Source organism: Mycolicibacterium lutetiense, assembly GCF_017876775.1.
In the GTDB taxonomy this organism is placed as follows: Bacteria; Actinomycetota; Actinomycetes; order Mycobacteriales; family Mycobacteriaceae; genus Mycobacterium; species Mycobacterium lutetiense.
Genome location: NZ_JAGIOP010000002.1, coordinates 1,100,575 through 1,119,717, shown reverse-complemented (window position 1 = coordinate 1,119,717; position 19,143 = coordinate 1,100,575). Strand labels below are relative to the sequence as shown.

Sequence of the window (19,143 nt, the reverse complement as noted above, 5' to 3'; positions counted from 1 at the left end):
CTCCTGATGACGGCGGAGACCCACCCCTATCCCTTCAGCGCGCTGGTGGGGCAGGACCGGCTGCGCCTGGCGCTGCTGCTGTGCGCGGTTCACCCCGAGATCGGTGGTGTGCTGATCCGCGGCGAGAAGGGGACCGCGAAATCCACCGCGGTCCGCGGACTGGCCGCCGTGTTGTCCGCGGTCGACGACGATGCCCGCCTGGTGGAACTGCCGATCGGTGCGACCGAGGACCGGGTGGTCGGATCGCTGGACCTGCAGAAGGTACTCCGTGACGGCGAGCATGCTTTCTCGCCGGGCCTGCTGGCCCGCGCTCACGGCGGCGTCCTGTACGTCGACGAGGTCAACCTGCTGCACGACCATCTGGTCGACGTGCTGCTCGACGCCGCCGCCATGGGCCGGGTTCATGTTGAGCGGGACGGGATTTCGCACTCACACGAGTCCCGATTCGTCCTGATCGGCACCATGAACCCCGAGGAAGGCGAGCTGCGCCCCCAGCTGCTGGACCGATTCGGTCTGACCGTGGACGTCGCTGCCTCACGCGACGTCGACGTCCGCGTCGAAGTGATCCGAGCCCGGATGGCGTTCGAGGCCGACTCGCGGACTTTCGTCGATCGCTATGCGGCCGCCGATGCCGAGTTGGCCGACCGGATCACCGCGGCCCGGGCCGCGATCGGGTCGGTGGTCCTGCCCGACAGCGAATTACGGCGTATCGCCGCGCTGTGCGCGGCGTTCGACGTCGACGGAATGCGCGCCGATCTGGTGGTGGCGCGCACCGCCGTCGCCCATGCCGCCTGGCGCGGTGCCACCACGGTGGCCGAAGAGGACATTCGGGTGGCCGCTGAACTGGCCTTGCCGCACCGGCGTCGTCGTGATCCGTTCGATGATCCGGGTCTGGACCCCGAACGCCTCGAAGAGGCGATGCAGCAGGCGGGGGAGTCGGCCGCGCAGGCCGGACAGGACAGCGAGCCGCCAGATCCGGACTTCGACCCCGACTTCGACCCGCCGGGTGGCGGTGCCGATGCCGGTTCGGAAAGTGCCGGGCCGCAGGGCAATTCGAAGCAGAGTGACTCGACGAAATCGGCAACGCGGCCGAGTGCCCCACCGTCGGCGGTGTTCCGGACCAAGGCGCTGGTGGTTCCCGGGGTCGGCGAGGGCGCGCCCGGTCGCCGCTCGCGCGCACGCAACCGCACCGGTACCCCCATCGCGGCCACCGCTGAGCCCGGTGTCGGGCACGGGCTGCACATGTTCGCCACCTTGCTCGCCACCGCAGGCAGCCAACCGGGTGCCGGCCTGCCGCGCCCCCGCCCAGAAGACATCCGGCGTGCGGTACGTGAAGGCCGCGAAGGCAATCTGGTGATCTTCGTCGTCGACGCCTCCGGGTCGATGGCCGCCCGCGACCGCATGTCGGCGGTCACCGGCGCGGCTCTGTCGCTGCTGCGCGACGCCTATCAACGTCGGGACAAGGTCGCGGTGATCACGTTCCGCCAACAGGACGCGCGGGTGCTGCTCCCGCCCACCACCTCGGTGCACATCGCCGGTCGGCGGCTGGCCCGGTTCGACACCGGAGGCAAGACCCCGTTGGCCCAGGGTCTGCTGGCGGCCCGCGACCTGGTGATCCGGGAGAAGGCCCGGGACCGCGCCAGGCGCAGCCTGGTGGTGGTGCTCACCGACGGTCGCGCCACCGGTGGCCCCGATCCGCTGGGCCGGACCCGGCAGGCCGCGGCAGCGTTGGTGGCCGAGGGCACCGCCGCCGTGGTGGTCGATTGTGAAACATCTTTTGTGCGACTGGGATTGGCCGGGCAACTGGCCGAGCAGCTGGGGTCGCCGGCAGTCCGGCTCGAGCAGTTACGTGCAGCCGAACTGACCCGGCTCGTCCAGCACCAGACCGCCGCCTAGCGCGGCCCGAGATACTGCGCAGGAAGGACCGCTCATGCCACAGGGACAGCCAGTGACCGTTCCCGACGACGGCCTCACGACCAAGGCGCGACGAAACGCACCGCTGCTCGCGGTGCACACCGGGCCGGGGAAGGGCAAGTCGACCGCGGCCTTCGGGATGGCGCTGCGGGCCTGGAACCAGGGCTTTTCGGTGGCGGTGTTCCAGTTCGTCAAGAGTGCGAAGTGGAAGGTCGGGGAGGAGGCCGTGTTCGGCCAGCTCGGTCGTCTGCACGACGAGCACGGGGCCGGCGGCCCGGTCGAGTGGCACAAGATGGGCTCGGGCTGGTCCTGGACACGCAAGCACGGCGATGACGTCGACCATGCGGCGGCCGCTGCTGACGGCTGGGCCGAGATCAAACGTCGGTTGGCCGACGAACGTCATGACTTCTACGTGCTCGACGAGTTCACCTATCCGCTCAAGTGGGGCTGGGTTGACGTCAACGAGGTGATCGAGGTGCTGGCCGACCGCCCTGGAACCCAGCATGTGGTGATCACCGGGCGTGATGCCCCGCAGGCCCTGATCGACGCCGCGGACCTGGTGACCGAGATGACCAAGATCAAGCATCCGATGGATGCCGGCCGTAAGGGCCAGAAGGGCATCGAATGGTAGGCGGGGCGTGGTGAGGGTCGTGCACAGGTGACCACCCCGGCGGTGGTGATCGCTGCACCGGCGTCGGGCAGCGGCAAGACCACGGTGGCAACGGGATTGGTCGGTGCGCTACGCCAGGCCGGTCACACTCCTGCGCCGTTCAAGGTGGGCCCGGACTTTATCGACCCCGGCTACCACGCGTTGGCCGCCGGCCGCCCGGGCCGCAACCTCGACCCGGTGCTCGTCGGTGAGGATCTGATCGGTCCGCTGTACCGCCATGGCTGCGCCGGTGCCGACATCGCGGTGGTTGAGGGCGTCATGGGCCTGTTCGACGGCCGCATCGAAGGGCAGATGACCGGTATCCCGCGAGGTTCGGCGGCCCAGGTTGCCGGGCTGCTGGGGGCTCCGGTGGTGCTGGTGGTCGACACCCGCGGCCAGAGCCACAGCATCGCTGCCCTGATCCACGGCTTCGTCACCTTCGACCCGGCGGTGCGGATCGCCGGGGTGATCCTCAACCGGGTCGGCTCGGACCGGCACGAGGCGGTGTTGCGCCAGGCGTGTGAGCACGCCGGGGTGGCGGTGCTCGGTGCGATTCCGCGGGCCGACGAATTATCGGTCCCGTCCAGACATCTCGGTCTCATCACCGCCGTCGAGCACGGCCGCCAGGCACGGGACGCGGTGGCCGCGATGACCGCGCTGGTAGCCCGCCACGTCGATCTCGGGGCCCTGGTGTCGGCATCTGCGGCGCACGTCACCGCCGAGCCGTGGAGCCCGGTCGCCGACTCGGTGACCAATGTCACGGTGGCCCTGGCCGCCGGTAAGGCGTTCAGCTTCAGCTACGCCGAGCACGCCGAGCTGCTGCGCGGCGCCGGGGCGGAGGTCGCCGAATTCGACCCGCTGTCGGAGCCCCTGCCCGCCGGTGCGGACGCGCTGGTGCTGCCCGGGGGATTTCCCGAACAGTTCACCGCCGAACTGTCAGCCAACGATCTTGTCCGCCAGCAGATCAGGGATCTGGCCACTCGCGGCGCCCCGGTGCATGCCGAGTGTGCGGGCCTGACGTATCTGGTCGACGATCTCGACGGCGTGCCCATGTGCGGTGTGCTGGCCGGTTCGGCGCGGTTCACCGAACGCCTCACGCTGGGTTACCGCGACGCCGTTGCGGTGGTCGACTCCAGCATGCACGCCGCAGGCGATCGGGTCACCGGCCACGAATTCCACCGAACCGCAGTGGAATTCGCTGAAGATCAGCCGGCCGCCTGGGCATTCGCCGGCCCCGGGAACGTAGCCCGACGCGACGGCATCGTCCGGGGCGGAGTGCACGCCGGGTACCTGCACACCCACCCCGCCGCGCACCCGCAGGCCATCACCCGCTTCGTCACGTCGGCGGTGCCGACCCAACGGGCCGGTGGCAGCAACCACTAAGATCGGCGGGTGATCCGGACGCGAGGAGGAATGTGACTTCCGAGAATGCCTACCTCGTCGGCCTGCGCCTGTCGGGCAAGAAGGTCGTCGTTGTCGGCGGCGGAACCGTCGCGCAACGTCGGCTGCCCCTGCTGATCGCCCACGGCGCCGACGTACACGTCATCGCCCGGGCCGCCAGCCCCGCCGTGGAGGCGCTGTCGCACGACGAACCGGGGATCACCCTGCAGCTGCGCGACTTCCGCGCCGGGGATCTCGACGGTGCCTGGTACGTACTAGCCGCCACCGACGACTCCGAGGTCAATGCCGCCATCGCCGCCGAAGCCGACGAGCGGCGCATCTTCTGCGTTCGTGCCGACGTGGCTCGCGAAGGGTCCGCGGTGACCCCGGCGACATTCGACTCCGACGGCCTGTCGGTGGGCGTCCTCGCCGGCGGTGCGCACCGCCGCTCGGCGGCCATCCGCACCGCGATCCACGAAGCGCTCCAGCGCGGCCTTCTCACCGCTGACTCCGGCCAGGAGCCGGGGGAGGCGCCCACGGGGGTGGCCCTCGTCGGCGGCGGTCCCGGAGACCCCGAGCTGATCACCGTGCGCGGACGACGCCTGCTGGCCCGCGCCGATGTGGTGGTAGCCGACCGGCTGGCCCCTCAGGAGTTGCTGGCCGAACTCGGGCCCCACGTCGAGGTGATCGACGCGGCCAAGATCCCGTACGGGCGGGCGATGGCTCAGGACGCGATCAACCAGATCCTGGTGGACCGGGCCCGTGCCGGAAAGTTCGTCGTCCGCCTCAAAGGCGGCGATCCGTTCGTCTTCGCACGCGGCTACGAAGAGGTCTTGGCGTGCACCGAGGCCGGCGTCCCGGTCACCGTCGTCCCCGGTGTGACCAGTGCCATATCCGTACCCGCACTGGCCGGGGTTCCGGTCACGCACCGCGGCATGACCCACGAGTTCGTGGTGGTCAGCGGCCATGTTGCGCCCGACCACCCCGAATCGTTAGTCAATTGGAATGCGCTGGCGGCGATGACCGGCACCATCGTGCTGCTGATGGCCGTCGAACGCATCGAGCTTTTCACCAAGGCGCTCCTGGATGGCGGCCGACCTGCTGATACACCGGTTCTGGTGGTGCAGCACGGCACCACGGTCGCGCAGCGCACCCTGCGGGCCACGCTCGGTGACGCGCCCGAGCGGATCCGCGCTGACGGCATTCGACCTCCCGCGATCATCGTGATCGGTCCCGTGGCGGCCTTCGCCGGTTAAAGGATTCTTAAGATTCCGGTAAGGTGACCCGTTATGACGGCTCTCAACGACGCCGAGCGCCAGGGCCTCGCTGCCCGCCTCCCGTCCTGGTTCCCGTCCTGGGGCTTCCTTTCCGCGGTCATCGCGATCGGCGGCATGCAGCTGCTGGCCACCATGGACAGCACAGTCGCGATCGTGGCGTTGCCGCAGATCCAGGACGAACTCGGCCTATCCGACGCCGGACGTAGCTGGGTCATCACCGCCTACGTCCTGACCTTCGGCGGACTGATGCTCCTGGGCGGACGGCTCGGCGACACCATCGGTCGCAAGCGCACCTTCATCGTCGGCGTCGCGTTGTTCATCATCGCCTCGATCCTGTGCGGCATTGCCTGGAACGAGGCCACGCTGGTGATCGCCCGGCTGCTGCAGGGCGTCGGCGCGGCCATCGCCTCGCCAACCGGGCTTGCGCTCGTCGCGACCACCTTCCCCAAGGGCCCGGCGCGTAACGCCGCCACCGCGGTGTTCGGCGCCATGACCGCCATCGGTTCGGTGATGGGTCTGGTGGTCGGCGGTGCCCTCACCGAGTTCTCCTGGCGGTACGCGTTCCTGGTCAACGTGCCGATCGGCCTGGTGATGCTGTACCTGGCCCGTACGTCACTGAAAGAGACCAACCGCGAGCGGATGAAGCTGGACGCTGCCGGCGCCCTGCTGGCCACCCTGGCCTGCACGGCCGCGGTGTTCGCCTTCACCCAGGGTCCGGAGACCGGCTGGCTGTCCCCGGTCACGCTGGGCTCCGGCGCGGTCGCCGCCGTCTGCGGTATCGCATTCCTGATAGCCGAACGCAGCGCCGAGAACCCGGTGGTGCCGTTCGACCTCTTCCACGAGCGCAACCGGGTCGCCACGTTCGTGGCGATCTTCCTGGCCGGTGGTGTGCTCTTCACCCTGACCGTGCTGATCGGCCTGTACGTGCAGGACATCCTCGGCTACAGCGCCCTACGCGCAGGTGTCGGCTTCATTCCCTTCGTGATCGGCATGGGTATCGGTCTCGGGGCCTCGTCGCAGATCGTGCGGTTCTTCCAACCGCGCATCGTGGTGATCGCGGGCGGCGTCCTGGTGCTCGGCGCGATGCTGTACGGCTCGACGCTGCACGCCGGCATCCCGTACTTCCCGAACCTGGTGCTGCCCATCACGGTCGGCGGCATCGGCATCGGCATGATCGTGGTGCCGCTGACGCTTTCGGCGATCGCCGGTGTGGGCTTCGACCGGATCGGCCCGGCCTCGGCGATTGCACTGATGCTGCAGAGCCTGGGCGGCCCGCTGGTGCTGGCCATCATCCAGGCCGTGATCACCTCGCGCACTTTGTACCTCGGTGGGATCACCGGCCCGGTCAAGGAGATGAACGGGCCACAGCTGGCGGCGCTCGACGCGGGCTATACCTACGGGTTGCTGTGGGTGGCCGCAGTGGCGGTCCTGGTGGGTATCGCGGCGTTGTTCATCGGCTATACCTCCCAACAGGTGGCCCACGCCCAGGACGTCAAGGACGCCATCGACGCCGGAGAGATCGAACTCGACTGACGTCGACGGGGCCTGCATCTGTACCTGGCAGGGCCGTGACCGAGGGCACGCCTTAAGGTTGTCACCTGTGATTACCCGCATGTCCGAGCTGTTCCTGCGAACTCTGCGCGACGACCCCGCTGACGCCGAAGTGCCCAGCCACAAGCTGCTGATCCGGGCCGGCTATGTCCGCCCGGTCGGCCCTGGTATCTACAGCTGGCTGCCGCTGGGCCTGCGCGTGCTCCGTCGGATCGAGAACATCGTGCGGGACGAGATGAACGCGATCGGCGGCCAGGAGATCCTGCTGCCCGCGCTGCTGCCCCGTGGCCCCTACGAGACCACCAGTCGGTGGACCGAATATGGCGACACCCTGTTCCGGTTGCAGGACCGACGCGGCAACGACTATCTGCTCGGGCCGACGCACGAGGAGATCTTCACGCTGACGGTGAAGGGGGAGTACTCCTCTTACAAGGACTTCCCGGCGATCCTGTACCAGGTCCAGACGAAGTACCGCGACGAGGCACGGCCGCGCGCCGGCATCCTGCGCGGCCGCGAGTTCGTGATGAAGGACTCGTATTCCTTCGACGTCGACGACGACGGCCTCAAGAACGCCTACCACGCCCACCGCGAGGCCTACCAGAAGATCTTCGGACGCCTGGGTGTGCGCTACGTGATCGTGTCGGCGGTGTCGGGTGCCATGGGCGGTAGTGCCTCGGAGGAGTTCCTGGCCGAGAGCGAGGTCGGTGAGGACACCTTCGTGCGCTGCCTGGACTCGGGGTACGCCGCCAACGTCGAAGCGGTGGTCACCCGGGCACCGGCACCGCTGCCCATTGCGGGGCAGCCCGCGGCGCAGGTGCACGACACCCCGGACGCACCGACCATCGCGACCCTGGTCGACTGGGCCAATTCGGCTGACCTGGAACAATTCTCGGGCCGAGAGGTCACCGCTGCCGACACCTTGAAGAACGTCCTGCTCAAGATCCGCGAGCCCGGCGGAGAGTGGGAGTTGCTGGCAGTCGGCGTGCCCGGCGACCGTGAGGTCGACGAGAAGCGCCTGGGCGCCGGGTTGGAGCCGGCTGAGTTCGCCCTACTCGAGGAAGCCGACTTCGCCAAGAACCCGTTCCTGGTCAAAGGCTACGTCGGGCCGAAGGCTCTGCTGGACAATGGAGTTCGCTACCTGGTGGATCCGCGCGTGGTGGACGGCACCGCCTGGATCACCGGTGCTGACGCGCCGAACAAGCACGTGGTCGGCCTGGTCGCCGGCCGTGACTTCACTCCGGACGGCACCATCGAGGCCGCTGAGGTCCGTGACGGCGACGCGTCTCCGGACGGTGCCGGCGTGCTGACGTCGGCGCGCGGTATCGAGATCGGCCACATCTTCCAGTTGGGCCGCAAATACGCGGACGCATTCAACGCCGACGTGCTCGGTGAGGACGGCAAGCCGGTGCGGCTCACGATGGGCTCCTACGGCATCGGGGTGTCTCGCATGGTCGCGGTGATCGCCGAGCAGCAGCACGACGAGCTGGGATTGCGCTGGCCGAGCGCCGTCGCACCCTTTGACGTACACGTTGTCGTGGCCAACAAGGACGACGCCGCGCGGACCGGAGCGACCGAACTCGTCGCCGCGCTGGACCGGCTCGGCCACGAGGTGCTGTTCGACGACCGCAAGGCCTCACCCGGAGTGAAATTCAAGGATGCCGAGTTGCTGGGCATGCCGTGGATCGTGGTGGTCGGCCGTGGTTTCGCCGAAGGTGTGGTGGAACTGCGCAACCGGTTCACCGGCGAGAACCGCGAGATCGCCGTCGACGACGCGGCGACCGAGATCTCAGCGGCCATTTCCGGCTCCTGAGTTCACCGATTTCTGCACCAGGGCTGCTGGCCCTTGTCGGGTCACAGCCCTGGTGTGGAACGCGGCGATACCTACGGGCGCAGCGCTATTCGCCGCCGCCGGGGAAAGGGACCGTCACCGGCCAGGCATCGATGATGGCGCGCCACTTGGCCGCGGTGACGGCCGTCTGGGTCAGCGCGGTCACCGCGAAGGTGCGGTCGTCAGTGCTGGTCGCCTGTTCGAGCACCGCGCGCCAGGCCACCGACGTGTCTTCTTCCATGCGAATCGCGAGGTTGGCGGCGTCGGTCGGATCGGTCACCGATGTGGGTACCTGATATCCGGCTGCGGGCAGTGGCGGGGTCACCGAACGTGCGATGAGCATCGCCATGGCGGCCTCACGCCGGGCCCGGTGCTCGGCCATCGCCACGGCCACCAGGGCGTTGTCCTCGGCTGTCGAGTGGGCCGATACCAGCCCGTAGCCGTAGATGGCGCCGTGTTCGACGGCCACCGCGTCGAACAGCGCGGCATCGGCGGCCGTGTTGGGCCGGGCGGGTGAGGTGGTCGACCGTGGTCCTGGTGAGGTCGGTCCCGGTGAGGTCACTGCGCACCTCCCAGCGCGACGGTGTACCCGGCGGTACACGAGGCGGCGATGGATCCGAGCAGGCCCGCGCGATAGCCGGACAGTCTGCGGGCCAGGCCGGAGGCCCGGTCGGCGGACTCTTTGAGCGCGGCGACCACGTCATCGACACTGGGCGCCGACGCGGCTGGCGCGGCGCCAGGGGCGGCCTTGGTGGTGCTGCTGGTGGCGGTGGCGGCGCCCGCTGGGGCTGTGCCCGTCATCCGGGTCAACTCGTCGGAGAGGGCCTTGGCGTGTGCGGTGCGGTCGGTCGCCACCGTGTCCAGTGCCCGGGTGGCCGGTGCCTGCGGAGGCTGGGCGGCCGCCGCGTCGGCGGCCAGCGCACTGTCGGCGCGTGCCCGATCCCACTGTGCGGTCAGGTCGTCCACGTCGGGTTGAGGCGTCGTACTGCACGCGGCGGCGGTGGCGCCCAGCAGGGCAAGGGCCGCGGCCGAGAGCAGTACGCGCCGCCGGCTGATGTCTGCATGGGCGCTCGGCACGTGAACATCCTGCCATTGCTCAGGTACTCGCCTGACCCGACGCCGACCGGCCACCCGGTGCCGGTGCGATGACGTCCGCCACGCACCGGACTTCGATTGGCGGTTGCTGCCGATGGCCTGGCGTATCGTTGATAGGCGATTCCGGGGCTGATCCAGGTGGCTGGCCCTGGGATTTGTGTCGGAGACAATTCAAGATGAGGAGCTCGCCGTGGCACCGGATCCAAAGTTGCGGTCTGCGGACTTGCCATCGCAGACGCAGGTGATCGAGCTGCTCGGCAGCGAATTTGCGCGCGCTGGATATGACATCGACGACGTCGTCATCGACGCATCGACCCGTCCGCCCCGCATCACCGTGATCGCCGACGGCGACAAGGGTCTCGATCTCGATGTCCTGGCCGCGTTGTCGCGGAAGGCTTCTGAGTTGCTCGACGAGATTGTGCAGGGCGACACGCCGTATGTGCTCGACGTCACGTCTCCGGGTGTGGACCGGCCGCTGACCCAGGCCAAGCATTTCCGTCGCGCCCGCGGGCGCAAGGCCGAGGTCACGCTCACCGACGGTTCGGTGTTCACCGGCAGGGTCGGGGAAACCGACGGCACGGTACTCAAAGTCGTGGTGCCGGAGGGTCGCGATCTGGCCATCCGCGAGGTTGCTCTTACTGATATCGCCAAAGCTGTTGTCCAGGTGGAATTTTCACCTCCAAACCGACGTGAGTTGGAACTGTCGGGCGAAACTGAGAAGGGGGCCGGCGAATGAACATCGACATGGCGGCGCTGCATGCCATCGAGGCCGACAAGGGCATCACGGTCGATGTGGTCGTCGAGACCATCAAATCGGCGTTGCTCACCGCGTATCGCCATACCGAGGGGCATGAGCCCGACGCGCACATCGACATCGACCGTAAGACCGGTGTGGTCAAGGTGATGGCCCGTCAGACCGACGCCGACGGCAATGTCCTGCACGAGTGGGATGACACGCCCGAGGGATTCGGCAGGATCGCGGCGACGACGGCCCGTCAGGTGATCTTGCAGCGGTTGCGTGACGCGGAGAACGAGAAGACCTACGGGGAGTTCGCGGCGCACGAGGGCGATATCGTCGCCGGGGTCATCCAACGCGATGCCCGGGCCAACGCCCGCGGCCTGGTCATCGTTCGGATAGGCAGCGAGACCAAGGGATCTGAAGGGGTGATCCCCAGCGCCGAGCAGGTGCCGGGGGAGCGCTACGAGCACGGCGACCGGCTGCGTTGCTATGTCGTCGGCGTCTCCCGAGGCGCCCGTGAGCCGCTGATCACGCTGTCACGCACCCACCCGAACCTGGTCCGCAAGCTGTTCTCGTTGGAGGTACCCGAGATCGCCGACGGGTCGGTGGAGATCGTGGCGGTCGCCCGGGAGGCCGGCCACCGGTCCAAGATCGCGGTCGCCTCGCGGGTCTCCGGGCTGAACGCGAAAGGCGCGTGTATCGGCCCCATGGGCCAGCGCGTGCGCAATGTGATGAGCGAACTGTCCGGCGAGAAGATCGACATCATCGATTACGACGAGGACCCCGCCCGGTTCGTCGCGAACGCACTTTCGCCGGCGAAGGTCGTCTCGGTATCGGTGATCGACGAGGCTGCGCGCGCGGCGCGGGTGATCGTGCCGGACTTCCAGCTTTCCCTGGCGATCGGCAAGGAAGGACAGAACGCCAGGTTGGCGGCCCGGCTGACCGGTTGGCGGATCGATATTCGCAGCGATGTGGCGCCGCAACCGGACCACGATGGCCAGCCCGGGGCGGTACGCGACTGACAGTAGTGACCGGCGTTTCGGACCACAGGCCTCGGGGCGGTAGACTCAGCCGTGATCCAGCGCGAGACTCCGGCTCTGACGCATCGAAGCACCTCCGACACATCTGTCGGACCAGTGCGGACCTGCATCGGATGCCGGAAGCGAGAGTTGGCCGCCGAGTTGCTCCGAGTGGTTGCGGTAACCGACGGGAACGGGACGAGTTCCGTAACCGTTGATACCGCGGCTAGCCTGCCTGGGCGTGGTGCGTGGCTGCACCCCGACCAGCAGTGCGCACAGATGGCAGTGAAGCGGCGAGCTTTCGTCCGAGCGTTGCGACTCGCCGGTTCGCCGGATACATCCGCGGTGACCGGGTACGTCGAGAACATCGGTGAAGATCAACCGAAGCTCTTGCAGGACTCGGACACCCGGCAACAGAACAGGTAGCGAAGAACATGAGCACACCGTGAAGTCCCGATGACCATGCGTCATAGCTAAACCCGAGGCGCGGCGCCTACCACCGCTGTTGCCTCCAGACGAGGAGATGTAGTGGCAGCAGGTAAGGCCCGTGTGCACGAGTTGGCGAAGGAACTCGGTGTCACCAGTAAGGACCTCTTGGCCAAGCTCAAGGAGCAAGGCGAATTCGTCAAGTCGGCGTCCTCCACTGTGGAGGCACCGGTAGCGCGCAGATTGCGCGAATCGTTCGGCACCAAGGCCGGCGGTAAGAAGCCCGAAGACAAGCCCCGCCCGCAGGGCAACGCTGCAGCGCCCGCGGCACCCAAGCCCGGCGCTCCGGCTGCAAGCCCCGCGACGGCAGCCAAACCGGCACCGGCCAAGCCCGCCGCACCCGCGGCCCCGGCGGCCCCGGCGGTCGAACCGCAGGCTCCGGCAGCCGAGGCAGCTCCGGCTGCTCCGGCCCGTCCGGCCGCACCCAAGCCGGCTGCCCCGCAGCCGCCGGCTGCGCCCAGTGAACCGGCTGCCGCTGCGCCCAGCGCCCCGGCAGCGCCCGCTCCGGACGCGACGCCCGGTTCCGCTCCGGCCACCGGTGCCACCCCCGGCCCGCGTCCGGGTGCCCCGAAGCCGGCTCCGCGGGCCCCGCGTGTCGGCAACAACCCGTTCTCCACGCAGCAGCCCGTAGAACGACCCGCCCCGCGTCCGCAGCCCCGCCCCGGCGCTCCGCGCCCCGGCGGCGGCCCACGCCCGTCGCCCGGCAACATGCCGCCGCGTCCGGCGGCGGGTGCCGGTGCTCCCGGTCGTGGCGGCCCACGCCCCGGTCCGCGTCCCGGTGGCGGCCCCCGTCCCGGCGGTGCCGGTCAGGGTGCTCGTCCCGGTGGCGGCGGCGGTAACTACCGCGGCGGCGGCGCTGGCGGCGGCGCCGGTGCAGGTGCCGGTGCCGGTGGTGCAGCGGCCGGTGGATTCCGCGGTCGTCCCGGTGGTGGTGGCGGCGGTGGCCGTCCCGGCCAGCGCGGCGGTGCCGCGGGTGCGTTCGGTCGTCCCGGCGGTGCTCCCAAGCGTGGCCGTAAGTCGAAGCGGGCGAAACGCGCCGAATACGAGAACATGCAGGCGCCCGTCGTCGGTGGTGTCCGGTTGCCCAAGGGCAACGGCGAGACCATCCGGCTGGCCCGCGGCGCGTCGCTGAGCGACTTCGCCGAGAAGATCGACGCCAACCCGGCCGCACTGGTCCAGGCACTGTTCAACCTCGGCGAGATGGTCACCGCGACCCAGTCGGTCGGTGACGACACCCTGGAGCTGCTCGGCAGCGAGATGAACTTCAAGGTTCAGGTCGTCTCGCCCGAGGACGAGGACCGTGAACTGCTGCAGTCCTTCGACCTCACCTACGGCGAGGACGAGGGCGGCGAGGACGATCTCGAATTCCGCCCGCCGGTGGTCACAGTCATGGGTCACGTCGACCACGGCAAGACCCGACTGCTGGACACCATCCGCAACGCCACCGTCCGCGAGGGCGAGGCCGGCGGTATCACGCAGCACATCGGCGCCTACCAGGTCGAGGTCGATCTGGACGGCAACGTCCGGCCGATCACCTTCATCGACACCCCGGGTCACGAGGCGTTCACCGCCATGCGTGCCCGCGGTGCGAAGGCCACCGACATCGCGATCCTGGTGGTCGCGGCCGACGACGGCGTCATGCCGCAGACGGTGGAGGCCATCAACCACGCGCAGGCCGCTGACGTGCCGATCGTGGTCGCGGTCAACAAGATCGACAAGGAAGGCGCTGACCCGCAGAAGATTCGGGCCCAGCTGACCGAGTACAACCTGGTGGCCGAGGACTTCGGTGGCGACACCATGTTCGTCGACATCTCCGCCAAGCAGGGCACCAATATCGACGCCCTGCTCGAAGCGGTGCTGCTGACCGCCGATGCCTCCCTGGACCTGCGGGCCAACCCCGACATGGAGGCCCAGGGTGTGGCGATCGAGGCGCACCTGGACCGCGGTCGCGGTCCGGTCGCCACGGTGCTCATCCAGCGCGGCACCTTGCGGGTCGGCGACTCGGTGGTGGCCGGCGACGCCTACGGCCGTGTGCGCCGCATGGTCGACGAACACGGCGAGGATGTCCACGAGGCATTGCCGTCGCGTCCGGTGCAGGTCATCGGCTTCACGTCGGTGCCAGGTGCCGGCGACAACCTGTTGGTTGTCGACGAGGACCGGATCGCCCGCCAGATCGCTGACCGGCGCAGTGCGCGCAAGCGCAACGCGCTGGCGGCACGCAGCCGCAAGCGGATCAGCCTGGAAGACCTGGATTCGGCACTGAAGGAAACCAGCCAGCTGAACCTGATCCTCAAGGGCGACAACTCGGGCACCGTCGAGGCGCTCGAGGAGGCCCTGATGGGAATCCAGATCGACGACGAGGTGGAACTGCGCGTCATCGACCGCGGCGTCGGTGGCGTCACCGAGACCAACGTCAACCTGGCGTCGGCGTCGGACGCGATCATCATCGGGTTCAACGTGCGTGCCGAGGGCAAGGCCACCGAGCTGGCGAACCGCGAGGGTGTGGAGATCCGCTACTACTCGGTGATCTACCAGGCCATCGACGAGATCGAGAGCGCGCTCAAGGGCATGCTCAAGCCGGTCTACGAGGAGAAGGAGCTCGGCCGCGCCGAGATCCGCGCGATCTTCCGGTCGTCGAAGATCGGCAACATCGCCGGTTGCCTCGTACAGTCGGGCATCATGCGGCGTAACGCCAAGGCCCGGTTGCTGCGGGACAACGTGGTCGTCGCGCAGAACCTCACGGTGTCCTCGCTCAAGCGCGAGAAGGACGACGCCACCGAGGTGCGCGAAGGCTACGAGTGCGGTCTGACGCTGACCTACTCCGACATCAAGGAAGGCGACGTCATCGAGACGTACGAGCTCGTGGAAAAGGCACGTACCTAGATGATGGCCACCGACGAGCGCTTGCGTGAGGAGCATGTGACCGAACGCTTGCGTGAGGAGCATCGTGGCTGATCCCGCACGGGCCAAGAAGCTCGCCAAACGGATCTCCACCATCGTCGCCTCGGCGATCGAGTACGAGATCAAGGATCCCCGCCTCGCGGGGATCACCATCACCGATGCGAAGGTGTCGGGCGATCTGCACGACGCCACGCTGTACTACACGGTGTTGGGGTCGACGCTCGACGACGAACCGGACTATGCCGGTGCGGCGGCGGCGCTGGAGAAGGCCAAGGGCGTATTGCGGACCAAGGTGGGCGCCGGGACCGGGGTGCGATTCACCCCGACCCTGGCGTTCGTCCGCGACACCGTGCCCGACGTTGCGCACCGGATGACGGAACTGTTGGCCCAGGCGCGGGCCGCCGACGAAGATTTGGCGAGAGTTCGGCAAGGCGCCAAGCACGCCGGCGACGCAGACCCGTACCGTGTGAGCGGGGCTGAGGAGACTGACGGGCTTGTCGACGGGGCAGACACAGAGGATGCCGGTGACCGCGATCGAACGGATGACTGATACTGCTCATTCGGGGGCTCCCAACGGGTGCCCTTCGGGTTTGCGTGTCGACGCGCGTGCGGCCGCCGACCTCCTGTCCGACGCGGCGAGCATCAGCGTCGTGTGCCATGTCTATCCCGACGCCGACACCATCGGCGCCGGGCTGGCACTGGCGCAGGTGCTCGACGATGCAGGCAAACAGGTCGAGGTAGCTTTCGCGGCCCCGGCCCAGCTGCCCGAGTCCCTGCAGACCTTGCCGGGCGGTCATCTGCTGGTTCCGCCGAACGACATCCGTCGCGATGCGGATCTAGTTGTGACAGTGGATATCCCGAGCGTCAATCGACTCGGCGCGCTGGCTGAATTGGCGGAGGATGGCCGTGCGGTTCTGGTCATCGACCACCACGCGTCGAATCAGCTGTTCGGCACCGCCAACTACGTCGACCCGACGGCGGATTCCACCACGATGCTGGTGGCAGAACTCCTCGACGCCTGGGACAAGCCCATCGACAAACGTGTCGCGCACTGTTTGTACGCCGGGCTGACCACCGACACGGGTTCGTTCCGCTGGGCGACCGCGCGGGCGCACCGGTTGGCGGCCCGACTGGTCGAACTCGGGGTGGACAACGCCTCGATCAGCCGTGCCCTGCTCGACACCCACCCATTCGCATGGCTGCCGATGCTGTCGCGGGTCCTGGATTCGGCGCGGCTGCTTCCCGACGCCGTGGCAGGCCGCGGGCTGGTCTACGCCGTTGTGCCGCACGATGTATGGTCTACTGCCCGAGCTGAGGAAGTGGAGAGCATCGTCGACATCGTGCGCACCACTGAACAGGCCGAAGTCGCCGCAGTGTTCAAAGAGATTGAACCGCAACACTGGTCGGTATCGATGCGGGCGAAGTCGCTGAATCTGGCTACAGTGGCCAGCTCATTCGGCGGCGGCGGCCACCCGCATGCGGCCGGTTACTCGGCGGCCGGGCCCACCGCCGACGTCGTTCAGGCGCTCGTTCAGGCGCTTGCCTAACCGGTCCCATGGTTGAGCCGGAAGGGGACACTCCGGTCACGCCGGCCACCACCCGTCGCATCGCCGGCCTGGCATTTCCGGCGTTGGGTGTGTTGGCCGCCGAGCCCCTGTACCTACTCTTCGACATCGCGATCGTCGGGCGGTTGGGTGCACTCAGCCTGGCCGGACTGGCCATCGGTGGTCTGATCCTCGGCCTCGTCAACTCGCAGGGAACCTTCCTTTCCTACGGCACCACCGCACGCTCGGCCCGGATGTTCGGGGCGGGTGACCGACAGTCCGCGGTCGGAGAAGGCGTGCAGGCCACCTGGTTGGCCCTCGGCTTGGGGCTCCTGATCATCGCGGTGGTGCAGGCTGCGGCAGTGCCGCTGTTGTCGGTGATCGCCGGGCACTCCGATATCGCGGACGCCGCACTGCCCTGGCTTCGCGTTGCCATCCTGGCCGCCCCGGCGATCCTGGTGTCGCTGGCCGGCAACGGCTGGATGCGCGGGGTGCAGGACACCATCCGGCCGCTGCGCTATGTGGTGTTCGGGTTCGCCTTGTCGGCGGTGCTGTGTCCGCTGCTGGTCTACGGCTGGCTGGGCCTGCCACGGATGGAGCTGGCCGGTTCGGCGGTGGCGAACGTGGTGGGGCAGTGGGTGGCGGCACTGCTGTTTCTGCGTGCCCTCGTGATCGAGAAGGTGTCGCTACGGGTCCAGCCCGCGGTGCTGCGCGCCCAGTTGACGATGGGGCGCGATCTGCTGTTGCGATCGATGGCGTTCCAGGCGTGCTTCCTGTCGGCCGGGGCCGTCGCGGCACGGTTCGGTGCGGCGGCCGTGGCGGCCCATCAGGTGGTTTTACAGGTGTGGAGTTTCCTTGCGCTGGTGCTGGATTCGCTCGCGATCGCCGCGCAGTCCCTCGTCGGTGCGGCGTTGGGTGCGGGCCAACTGGCCCATGCCAAGAGCGTGGCCTGGCGGGTGACGCTGTTCTCCACGATGGCCGGTGTGGTGCTGGCACTGGTGTTCGCCGTCGGTTCCTCGGTACTGCCGTCGGTGTTCACCGATGATCAATCGGTGCTGGCGGCGATCAGGGTGCCGTGGTGGTTCCTGGTGGCCCAATTGCCCGTGGCGGGAATCGTCTTCGCCCTCGACGGTGTGCTGTTGGGTGCGGGCGACGCCAAATTCATGCGCAATGCCACTCTGGCCAGCGCGCTGGTCGGCTTCCTGCCGCTGATCTGGTTGTCGCTCATCTACGGCTGGGGCCTGTTCGGCATCTGGTCGGGGCTGAGCATGTTCATGGTGCTGCGGCTGATCTTCGTCGGCTGGCGGGCGTTCTCGGGCCGTTGGCTGGTGCCGGGCAGCGCTTAGGTCATCGGCGCGTACCGCTGACCACCCAGGCGGCCTGCTTGCCGCTGCCGTGCTCGGCCACGGAAACGTCGTCGAATCCGGTACCGCGGCACAACGTCGCAAACGACTCGGCCTGCTGCCGGGTCCAGCCGTGGCTGGCCAATCCGGTGGCCCCGTCGGGTGATTGGCGTTCGATTGCGATCAGCCGCCCGCCCGGCGCCAGCACACGGCGGGCCTCGGCAACCGCTTTGCCGACGTCCTGCCAATGGTGCACCGTGGCCAACGCCCACACGACCGTCGCCGAACCTTCCGTCGCAGGCAGGGTTTCGGCGGTGCCCTCACTCCAGGTGATCGGGGCGCGGCTCGGCGTGATCAGGCGCGCGATGCGCAGCATGGTCGACGAGGGGTCGACGCCCGTCACTCGCGCCCCGCGGCGGGCCGCCACCCGGGCAGCGGTGCCCGGTCCGCACCCCACGTCCACGACGTGGTCTTCGGGCGAGACTTGCGCGGTGTCGGCGGCCAACCTGGCTTTTCCCCGGCCGACCAGGAGGAAGGCCAGCCCGCACAACACCCCGGTGACACCGGAGAAGCCGGGGTGGTCGGCATGGTGATTGATCGCGGCGGAGGCGTCTTTCATGGTTCAACCTTGCCCACCTGGGAACGTCCCCGCTCCATCACGGCGCCGCGGTTGGCGGCGATGTCGTCACCGGTAGCCGTTGCCATCCACTCGCGCGCCGAGGCCGCTTCGATCCAGAGGCCCTGATCGGTCTGGGATGCGTCGATGCGGTGATACGAGGCGAGTAGGGCCCGGACGGCGGCCTGATTGTTCGCGACGATCGAGGCGGCCACCCGCCGGGCAGTCGGCAGCAGCTCGTCGTGGGGTACTACCTCGGTGACGAGTCCGGCGCGCAGCGCGTCGTCGGCGCAGAGATAGTCGCCGGTGAGGCTCATCCGCCGGGCCAGACCCACGCCGACCTTCTGCGGCAACCGCACGCTCAGACCCCAGGTCGGCAGCAGCCCGACGCGGGCGTGGGTGTCGGCGAACTTGGCCTGCTCGGAGGCGATCAGGATGTCGCAGTACAGCGCCAATTCCAGGCCCCCGGTGACCGCGGCACCGTTGATGGCCCCGATCACCGGCTTGGTCATGGCTGGCCATTTGGGGGAGATGTCGGGCAACTCGGTGGTGTCGCCCAGTTCCTTGAGGTCCAGACCCGCGCAGAACACCGGATCGGCTCCGGTGAGGATCACGACGTCGACATCGTCATCGGCCTGCGCGGTGCGCAGCGCACCGTAGAACTCCGTGCGCAGCTGCGTCGAGAGCGCATTGCGCGACTCGGGCCGATTCAGGGTCAGCGTGCGAACCCGGTCGGTGGTGTCGACGAGCAGTACGGTCATCTGCCCACGGTATCCGGCGCACCAAACGCGCCTATCGTGG

The 19,143-nt window shown here is 68.6% G+C and carries 17 protein-coding genes; 13 read left to right on the top strand and 4 right to left on the bottom strand.

Going from position 1 to position 19,143, the window contains the following annotated elements:
- Positions 1–6: 6 nt before the first annotated feature.
- From JOF57_RS14735 to JOF57_RS14710, 6 genes are all read left to right on the top strand, one after another.
- A complete protein-coding gene (locus JOF57_RS14735) occupies positions 7–1,896 on the top strand; it encodes a magnesium chelatase subunit D family protein (RefSeq protein WP_209917603.1) in 1,890 nt (629 codons plus the stop codon).
- Between the two features lie 34 nt (positions 1,897–1,930).
- Entirely contained in the window at positions 1,931–2,545 is a 615-nt protein-coding gene (gene cobO / locus JOF57_RS14730) for a cob(I)yrinic acid a,c-diamide adenosyltransferase (RefSeq protein WP_209917601.1), read from the top strand.
- A gap of 27 nt (positions 2,546–2,572) precedes the next feature.
- Complete coding sequence (locus tag JOF57_RS14725) at positions 2,573–3,946, top strand: cobyrinic acid a,c-diamide synthase CobB (RefSeq protein ID WP_209917598.1); 1,374 nt, start codon at positions 2,573–2,575, stop codon at positions 3,944–3,946.
- A gap of 32 nt (positions 3,947–3,978) precedes the next feature.
- Positions 3,979–5,199: a uroporphyrinogen-III C-methyltransferase gene (gene cobA, locus JOF57_RS14720; protein ID WP_209917597.1), complete on the top strand. Its 1,221-nt coding sequence runs from the start codon at positions 3,979–3,981 to the stop codon at positions 5,197–5,199.
- 33 nt (positions 5,200–5,232) lie between these two features.
- Positions 5,233–6,753 (top strand): MFS transporter, encoded by a 1,521-nt coding sequence (locus JOF57_RS14715; protein ID WP_209917595.1) that lies wholly within the window; start codon positions 5,233–5,235, stop codon positions 6,751–6,753.
- A gap of 67 nt (positions 6,754–6,820) precedes the next feature.
- Positions 6,821–8,581 carry a proline--tRNA ligase gene (locus JOF57_RS14710; protein ID WP_209917593.1) on the top strand — a complete coding sequence of 587 codons (1,761 nt, stop codon included), beginning with the start codon at positions 6,821–6,823 and terminating at the stop codon, positions 8,579–8,581.
- An 85-nt stretch (positions 8,582–8,666) separates the two neighbouring features.
- On the opposite strand, the gene JOF57_RS14705 is transcribed toward JOF57_RS14710, so the two are convergent.
- Together JOF57_RS14705 and JOF57_RS14700 are read right to left on the bottom strand one after the other, a co-directional pair.
- Positions 8,667–9,161, bottom strand: a complete 495-nt coding sequence (locus JOF57_RS14705; protein ID WP_209917591.1) for a ferritin-like domain-containing protein — start codon at positions 9,159–9,161, stop codon at positions 8,667–8,669.
- A complete protein-coding gene (locus JOF57_RS14700) occupies positions 9,158–9,676 on the bottom strand; it encodes a hypothetical protein (protein ID WP_209917589.1) in 519 nt (172 codons plus the stop codon). The genes JOF57_RS14705 and JOF57_RS14700 overlap by 4 nt, the downstream gene beginning before the upstream one ends.
- Positions 9,677–9,884: 208 nt before the next feature.
- Between JOF57_RS14700 and rimP the strand changes: the two genes are divergently transcribed.
- From rimP to JOF57_RS14665, 7 genes are all read left to right on the top strand, one after another.
- Positions 9,885–10,430 (top strand): ribosome maturation factor RimP, encoded by a 546-nt coding sequence (gene rimP / locus JOF57_RS14695; protein WP_209917587.1) that lies wholly within the window; start codon positions 9,885–9,887, stop codon positions 10,428–10,430.
- Positions 10,427–11,455 (top strand): transcription termination factor NusA, encoded by a 1,029-nt coding sequence (nusA, locus tag JOF57_RS14690; protein WP_209917586.1) that lies wholly within the window; start codon positions 10,427–10,429, stop codon positions 11,453–11,455. Before rimP ends, nusA begins: the two co-directional genes overlap by 4 nt.
- A gap of 51 nt (positions 11,456–11,506) precedes the next feature.
- On the top strand, positions 11,507–11,878 hold the full coding sequence (locus JOF57_RS14685) for a YlxR family protein (RefSeq protein WP_209917585.1): 372 nt from the start codon (positions 11,507–11,509) through the stop codon (positions 11,876–11,878).
- A gap of 102 nt (positions 11,879–11,980) precedes the next feature.
- On the top strand, positions 11,981–14,821 hold the full coding sequence (gene infB, locus JOF57_RS14680; RefSeq protein ID WP_209917584.1) for a translation initiation factor IF-2: 2,841 nt from the start codon (positions 11,981–11,983) through the stop codon (positions 14,819–14,821).
- A gap of 64 nt (positions 14,822–14,885) precedes the next feature.
- Positions 14,886–15,389 carry a 30S ribosome-binding factor RbfA gene (gene rbfA / locus JOF57_RS14675; protein ID WP_209917583.1) on the top strand — a complete coding sequence of 168 codons (504 nt, stop codon included), beginning with the start codon at positions 14,886–14,888 and terminating at the stop codon, positions 15,387–15,389.
- On the top strand, positions 15,382–16,386 hold the full coding sequence (locus JOF57_RS14670) for a DHH family phosphoesterase (protein ID WP_209917582.1): 1,005 nt from the start codon (positions 15,382–15,384) through the stop codon (positions 16,384–16,386). The genes rbfA and JOF57_RS14670 overlap by 8 nt, the downstream gene beginning before the upstream one ends.
- Positions 16,387–16,394: 8 nt before the next feature.
- A complete protein-coding gene (locus JOF57_RS14665) occupies positions 16,395–17,729 on the top strand; it encodes an MATE family efflux transporter (protein WP_209917581.1) in 1,335 nt (444 codons plus the stop codon).
- 1 nt (position 17,730) lies between these two features.
- Here JOF57_RS14665 and JOF57_RS14660 read toward each other — a convergent pair whose 3' ends face one another.
- Both JOF57_RS14660 and JOF57_RS14655 read right to left on the bottom strand, forming a co-directional pair.
- Positions 17,731–18,345 (bottom strand): class I SAM-dependent methyltransferase, encoded by a 615-nt coding sequence (locus tag JOF57_RS14660; RefSeq protein WP_209917580.1) that lies wholly within the window; start codon positions 18,343–18,345, stop codon positions 17,731–17,733.
- A complete protein-coding gene (locus JOF57_RS14655; protein ID WP_209917579.1) occupies positions 18,342–19,103 on the bottom strand; it encodes an enoyl-CoA hydratase in 762 nt (253 codons plus the stop codon). Before JOF57_RS14655 ends, JOF57_RS14660 begins: the two co-directional genes overlap by 4 nt.
- Between the last annotated feature and the right edge of the window lie 40 nt (positions 19,104–19,143).